Consider the following 6,425-nt stretch of genomic DNA (forward strand, 5'->3'; position numbering starts at 1 on the left):
CAGTCATTTTTCCTGCGCAAAATTTAGATCACTTATTTAATATAATTGGTATTAGATCACATTTTTAACGGAATTGGTATTACTTTTTTAAAGGCAAAAAAAATGGCAAACCTTTTCAGATTTACCATTTCTTTAACAATGATTAACGTTAAATAAACGTTAACACATCATAACAACTTAAAGTGCTACGATGTTTTCTGCTTGCGGGCCTTTAGGACCTTGGCTTACAGTGAATTCTACTTTTTGGCCTTCAGCTAAAGTTTTGAAACCTTCGCTTACGATAGCACTGAAGTGTGCGAATACATCTGGACCAGCTGATTGCTCGATGAAACCAAAACCTTTAGATTCGTTGAACCATTTAACTGTACCTTGAACTTTAGACATAATTATTATCCTGTTTGTAAATTTTAAAATTGCCTTATAAATAGGCTTGCTTAGCGTAAATTAGGCTGAACTTAAAAACTGCAGACGAGGTATTATGACTAAAACAACGTAATGAAGAATGTAAACAATAGGCTTTATTTTTGCTGACCTTCATAGTATAGGAAACCATCAATAAGTCAACCAATGTTTAAAAAATAGCGTAAAAAAGGGAAAATAATAAGCACGACCAATAATCAAAATAAGCCGTGCTTAATTAGAACTTAACTAGTACAGGTTACTTTTGCTTTTTTTGAGCTTGTTTATTTTTTAAGTAAAGCCCAGCTTTGATGATGACCATAGCAAACAAGCCCCAAAATACAATATGGTAAAGTGTATGAAGCGCACCATCACCTAACGCATGATCAGTATGAGCAAATGCTTGAGAGGTTAATAATAAACTTACAATAAAAGTCAAAAATTTCATGTTCTATTCCTTTTTATAATCAATAGTAGCTTACTTAAGCATACCCTGTGTTTCAATAAAGTTGATGATATCATTTAACTCCTGCTTTGTTTTCATATTACTGAAAATAAAAGGTTTATCGCCACGCATTTTCTTAGCATCTTTATCCATCACTTCTAATGAAGCCCCAACCAATTCAGCAACATCTATTTTATTAATGATTAATAAATCTGACTTAGTAATACCAGGGCCACCTTTACGAGGAATTTTTTCACCAGCAGATACATCAATAACATAAAGCGTTAAATCTGATAGTTCAGAGCTAAAGGTAACACTTAGAGAAAATAAAACGATGCAAAGTAAACAGCCAATACATTTATTACGCATAATAGAAAATAAAACACAAAAAACCGCTTTAGATTTACAACAGAATTTACCCATCACCAAACGTGAATCAGAGGTGTTATATTGGGTATCTTACGGGAAAACAAGCTGGGAAATATCACAGATTTTAGAGATGAGCCCAAGAACAGTAAATAAGCATCTAGAACAAATTTATAAAAAGTTAGGTGTTGATAACCGCACTTCTGCTGCGGCCATTTCAATCAGAATATTAGAAAACTAAATAATAAAAAAACCATCAATGTGATTGATGGTTTTATGTCACCCCATCGCCTATCAATTTTTAAATGATTAATAAACTTATAGGATAATACGGTGATCTTCTTAACTTTTTAAAGTAACAATTAAGATGTCAACTGGTGAAGTATTAATTAACCCACCAACACTAGGGCTTAAGCGACTCCAAAAATCATGGTGGTGACCACACACGATTAAATCAACATTAAAGTCCTTCACTGGTTTTTCAAAGCTTGTACTGATATCACCATTAATCACAAATTTTCGCTCGACATCATAACCAATGCTATCGGCTATCTCTCCAAGCTTCTCTCGTAGCTCTTCTACTTCTGTAACAGAAGGTGATAAACCAGATAAATCAACATCAATTAAACCAGTAAAACCAATATTTCCGATGGCTTGATTAACATGAATTAATGATAATTTTGCATTTAAAGGTTTTGCTAAATTAACCGCTTTGTTAATCACATCTCGATTATCTTTATCAAAATCAACGGCAACTAAAATATGACGGTAGCTCATAATAGTACTCCTTACTTTATCCTCTCTTTATTATTTTACCACCGAGTAATTGTCTGTTTTTTATACACAGGTCAAACTTTAACGTAATTTATAAATAATAAAAAAGCCAATAATACAGCAGTACTATCGGCTCTAGAGTTAATAACTCGTAAATCACTTTTGCTTAGAGTGCTCTACTAAATAAGCAATAAAATCTTTTAGTGCCACTAGGTTTAATTCTGCACTATTCATATGATGGTCTAAATCATTAATCTCATTTTCTTGCTTAACGTGCTCTCTACGTGCGACTTCTTCTTTTAATTCAACCAATGATTGCTGTGTTTCATTGATCAATTTATTTAATCTTTCTCTTGTTAAAGCTCGTAAATCATCCATAAAATACTCCTTCACAACCAATTAAATTTGACTACTTATCCCTAAACATAATGCAGGTAAAACAAAGAAAACACCTAAAATATAACCTAATGCAGCAAATTTATTTTCAGCAGCAATATTCCCTAATGCTTCAGATGCTTTTATAGGTAAGTAACGTAAAGCAGGAATGCCATAAATAACCAACACAGCAAGAATATTAAATACAAGGTGAATAAACGCTATCTGTAATGCAGCTTGTGCATTACCTGTAACAGCAGTTGCAGCTAAAACGGCTGTCACACAAGTACCAACATTAGCACCTAGAGTAAAAGGGTAAATATCTTTTAATTTGAATGCACCAGAACCGGCTAATGGAATCATCAACGAGGTCGTTGTAGAAGAAGACTGAACAAAAATAGTCACTAACGTTCCAGAAGCGATGCCAGACATAGGGCCGCGTCCAATTGCAGTATGCATAATATTTCTTGCTTTGCCGACCATTAGTTTTTTCAATAATTTACCAACCAAGGTGATTGCAAAAAAGATCAGTCCAATACCCACAATAATCAGTGATAAACCACCTACTTGGTCACCAAATGAATGTGCAACACTTTTAAAAGAATCAACAACCGGAGCTGTCGCTGCTTTCACAAAGTTAAACCCTTTTATTGACGTATCGCCAGTACCATAAAATAAACCAGCTAACCAAGCGCCTGTTTTCTCTAACAAACCAAATGCAATTTCTAAAGGCAGGAAAATAAGCACAGATAAAAGATTAAAGAAGTCATGTACTGTCGCAGCAGAAAAAGCACGTTTAAACTCCTCTTTTGCACGCACATGTCCTAAAGAGACAATCGTATTCGTAATAGAAGTTCCAACGTTTGCTCCCATTACCATAGGTACCGCGAGTTCAACAGGTAAACCGCCAGCCACCAAGCCAACAATAATCGACGTCACCGTCGAAGACGACTGTATTAATGCAGTAGCAACAATACCAACAACTAGGCCTGCAAAAGGATTACTAGCAAATGCAAAAAGCTCCTTTGCATGATCTCCTGCAAATAACTTAAAGCCACCACTAATAATGCCAACAGCACAAATCAATAAATAAACTAATAATGCAACAGTTAACCATTGTGCAGCGTTATTAGCGCCTTCTGTTTTGCCCTTTTCGGGCAAAATTGTTTGAATATTTTCCATCTCAACTTTCCTGCTATAAGTTTTAATTGCGGAGATAATAAAGCGAGTTTGTGACAGAAATATGACTAACAACATATTTTTGAAACATAACCCTTTATACTCGCAACAAAACACCTCTTAAATGTAGTCAAAGTAACAACATTTAATCTATCAATTACTAATTTTAGTAACCTTATAAATAAAAAAGCGAGTATTGCTTTCACAATACTCGCCTTATAGGCTGTTATCTGAAGCGACGACTTAATTGTCCTATTCAAGGACGGTAACGGCACTCAAATAATATAAACAGCGACTAACTTATGCGTTCAAATAATAAATCCCATACGCCATGGCCTAAACGATGACCACGAGATTCAAATTTTGTTAATGGTCTCCAATCCGGACGCGGTGCATAATCACCTTCACTACTTACATTTTTAAAATGAGTGGCTGCTTGTAATACTTCAAGCATGTGTTCTGCGTAGTTTTCCCAATCAGTAGCCATATGAATCACACCACCAATAGCAAGTTTAGGGCGCATATTTTCAATAAAAGCAGGCTGCACAATACGGCGTTTGTGATGGCGAGCTTTATGCCATGGATCAGGAAAATAAAGTTGGAATGTAGATAAGCTTTGATCAGGGATCATAAACTCTAATACTTCCACCGCATCATGATTCATTACACGTAAGTTTGTTACGCCAGCTTCACCAGCATCGGCTAGACAAGCTCCAACACCAGGTCCATGTACTTCTATGCCTAAAAAGTTTTTTTCTGGTGCATTTAATGCCATTTCAACTAATGACTTACCCATACCAAAACCAATTTCTAGAACGACCGGGTTATTATTACCAAATACTGCTTCAAAGTTTAATGGCGCTTCTTGATAATCAAGTCCCATTGTTGGCCATAAATCATCAATTGCAGTTTGCTGACGCTTCGTCATTCGACCTTCACGCTTTACAAAAGATCGGATTTTACGAATATACTTTTCTTTATTGTTTTCAATATTATTGTCTTCAGACACATTCTCTGTCGCAGACTGCTCTTGATCTGTCATTTCTTTACCTTTAATTGGTCGGCTTTTTACTGTTATTGGGCTAAATTAGCCGTGCATTATGCAATGTTATATTAATTGTGCAACTCTGCTAGACTATCGCTCATTTTAATTATTAAAGAGTCTCTAGTGAGTAAGTCGTATTTTAGTCAAAGAATCAATGATTGGCACCAACAACATGGTCGTAAAACCTTACCATGGCAATTAGATAAGAGTTTATATAAAACATGGGTCAGTGAAGTTATGTTGCAACAAACACAAGTTGCAACTGTGATCCCTTATTTTAATCAATTTATGCGCTCATTTCCAACTATCTCCTACTTAGCCAATGCACCTATTGATGAAGTGTTACACCATTGGACTGGCTTAGGCTATTACGCCCGAGCACGTAACCTGCACAAAGCTGCTCAAATGATAAGAGATAAGTATGATGGTCAATTCCCTGAAGAGTTTGACGATGTATTAGCTCTTCCAGGTATCGGTCGCTCTACTGCTGGTGCTATTTTATCATTAACACTGAATAAGCATTTCTCTATTTTAGACGGTAATGTTAAACGTGTCCTGACTCGCCACCAAAAAATTGAAGGTTGGACAGGTGAAAAGAAAGTCGAGACACAATTATGGACATTAGCAGATAAGCTAACCCCTGCCAAAGATACTCAAATATTCAATCAAGCTATGATGGATATGGGCGCAATGATCTGCACCCGTAGTAAACCTAAGTGCGATCAATGCCCAGTAGCAGAAGACTGTTTAGCATTAGCAGATAATTGCATGACCAGTTACCCAACACCAAAAGCGAAAAAGAAAATCCCAGTAAAAACCGCTGTGATGTTAGTGTTAAAGAATAGCCAACATACTATTCAATTGATTCAACGCCCGCCTACAGGAATTTGGGGGGGGTTATGGTGTTTCCCTGAGTTTATTGACAAAGAAAGCGCCGTCGCGAGCTTAAAAGAGCAAGGTATAGGAGAGTATCAAGCAACGGAACTATCCACTTTCCGCCATACCTTTAGCCATTACCATTTTGATATATCGCCAATATTAATTGAGTTTTCACAGCAAGATTCAAATCAAATAATGGAACAACATGGACAGCTTTGGTATAACTTACAGCATCCACAAAAAGTTGGCTTAGCGGCTGCCACTAAAAAAATATTAAGCAGCGTTAATAAAATAACGCACAAGGAATAAATAATGTCTCGTACTGTATTTTGTACTTATTTAAAAAAAGAAGCGCCAGGTTTAGATTTCCAATTAATCCCAGGTGAAGTCGGTAAACGTATTTTTGATAATATTAGTAAAGAAGCTTGGGCTGAATGGCAACAAAAGCAAACAATGTTAATTAATGAAAAAAAATTAAAAATGTTAAACCCAGACGACAGAGCCATCATTCAAGAAGCAATGATAGGTTATTTATTTGAAGATAAAGATGTGGCGATCGAAGGCTTCACGCCAGAGAAAAATGATTAAATGAGTGATAATGTCTAGATTTAAAGCATTTAGTGCTTAAAGTACAAGCAAACACATTAAAAACTTAATAAAACTGTAAAAAGAGGTTGACGATAGCCTCTAAAATCTATTTAATACGCCTCGTTCCTGCTTCACAAGCTTCTAAAGAAGATTGATGAATTAAGAACAAGATTGCTTCGTTAGCTCAGTCGGTAGAGCAGAGGATTGAAAATCCTCGTGTCCTTGGTTCAATTCCGAGACGAAGCACCATTATTTAGATTTTACTGAAAAGATTAATTTCAATCAGTAAAAAAGAGTGAAAACTCTAGAACGGTTTATGTGCCGACTTAGCTCAGTAGGTAGAGCAACTGACTTGTAATCAGTAGGTCACCAGTT

General features: G+C 35.8%; 9 protein-coding genes, 1 tRNA gene and 1 pseudogene. 4 read left to right on the forward strand and 7 right to left on the reverse strand.

What is annotated here, in order from left to right; genetic code table 11:
• Positions 1-177 precede the first annotated feature (177 nt).
• The 3 genes and pseudogenes from V6256_RS14620 to V6256_RS14630 all read right to left on the reverse strand — a co-directional run.
• Positions 178-384 carry a cold-shock protein gene (locus V6256_RS14620; RefSeq protein WP_341599013.1) on the reverse strand — a complete coding sequence of 69 codons (207 nt, stop codon included), beginning with the start codon at positions 382-384 and terminating at the stop codon, positions 178-180.
• Positions 385-658: 274 nt separating this feature from the next.
• Positions 659-847 carry a hypothetical protein gene (locus V6256_RS14625; RefSeq protein ID WP_341599014.1) on the reverse strand — a complete coding sequence of 63 codons (189 nt, stop codon included), beginning with the start codon at positions 845-847 and terminating at the stop codon, positions 659-661.
• 30 nt (positions 848-877) lie between these two features.
• A pseudogene (locus V6256_RS14630) lies at positions 878-1,168 on the reverse strand (GTP-binding protein); the annotation flags it as partial.
• 10 nt (positions 1,169-1,178) lie between these two features.
• Here V6256_RS14630 and V6256_RS14635 point away from each other — a divergent pair.
• Positions 1,179-1,451 carry a helix-turn-helix transcriptional regulator gene (locus tag V6256_RS14635; protein WP_341599015.1) on the forward strand — a complete coding sequence of 91 codons (273 nt, stop codon included), beginning with the start codon at positions 1,179-1,181 and terminating at the stop codon, positions 1,449-1,451.
• 101 nt (positions 1,452-1,552) lie between these two features.
• Here the strand turns inward: V6256_RS14635 and V6256_RS14640 are convergent, their stop codons facing one another.
• The 4 genes from V6256_RS14640 to trmB form a co-directional block, all read right to left on the reverse strand.
• Entirely contained in the window at positions 1,553-1,987 is a 435-nt protein-coding gene (locus tag V6256_RS14640; RefSeq protein ID WP_341599016.1) for a universal stress protein, read from the reverse strand.
• A 153-nt stretch (positions 1,988-2,140) separates the two neighbouring features.
• Complete coding sequence (locus tag V6256_RS14645) at positions 2,141-2,362, reverse strand: hypothetical protein (protein WP_341599017.1); 222 nt, start codon at positions 2,360-2,362, stop codon at positions 2,141-2,143.
• A gap of 21 nt (positions 2,363-2,383) precedes the next feature.
• The gene (locus V6256_RS14650) at positions 2,384-3,541 is read right to left on the reverse strand and encodes a Na/Pi symporter (protein ID WP_341599018.1); all 1,158 of its coding nucleotides are present in this window, start codon (positions 3,539-3,541) and stop codon (positions 2,384-2,386) included.
• Positions 3,542-3,833: 292 nt separating this feature from the next.
• Positions 3,834-4,580: a tRNA (guanosine(46)-N7)-methyltransferase TrmB gene (gene trmB, locus V6256_RS14655; protein WP_341599019.1), complete on the reverse strand. Its 747-nt coding sequence runs from the start codon at positions 4,578-4,580 to the stop codon at positions 3,834-3,836.
• Positions 4,581-4,706: 126 nt separating this feature from the next.
• On the opposite strand from trmB, the gene mutY reads away from it, so the two are divergent.
• From mutY to V6256_RS14670, 3 genes are all read left to right on the forward strand, one after another.
• The gene (gene mutY, locus V6256_RS14660; protein ID WP_341599020.1) at positions 4,707-5,771 is read left to right on the forward strand and encodes an A/G-specific adenine glycosylase; all 1,065 of its coding nucleotides are present in this window, start codon (positions 4,707-4,709) and stop codon (positions 5,769-5,771) included.
• 3 nt (positions 5,772-5,774) lie between these two features.
• Positions 5,775-6,050: an oxidative damage protection protein gene (locus tag V6256_RS14665; RefSeq protein WP_341599021.1), complete on the forward strand. Its 276-nt coding sequence runs from the start codon at positions 5,775-5,777 to the stop codon at positions 6,048-6,050.
• 173 nt (positions 6,051-6,223) lie between these two features.
• Positions 6,224-6,299 (forward strand) — tRNA-Phe (locus V6256_RS14670).
• The last annotated feature ends 126 nt before the right edge of the window (positions 6,300-6,425 follow it).

Source organism: Psychromonas aquatilis (genome assembly GCF_038155185.1).
Classification (GTDB): domain Bacteria; phylum Pseudomonadota; class Gammaproteobacteria; order Enterobacterales; family Psychromonadaceae; genus Psychromonas; species Psychromonas aquatilis.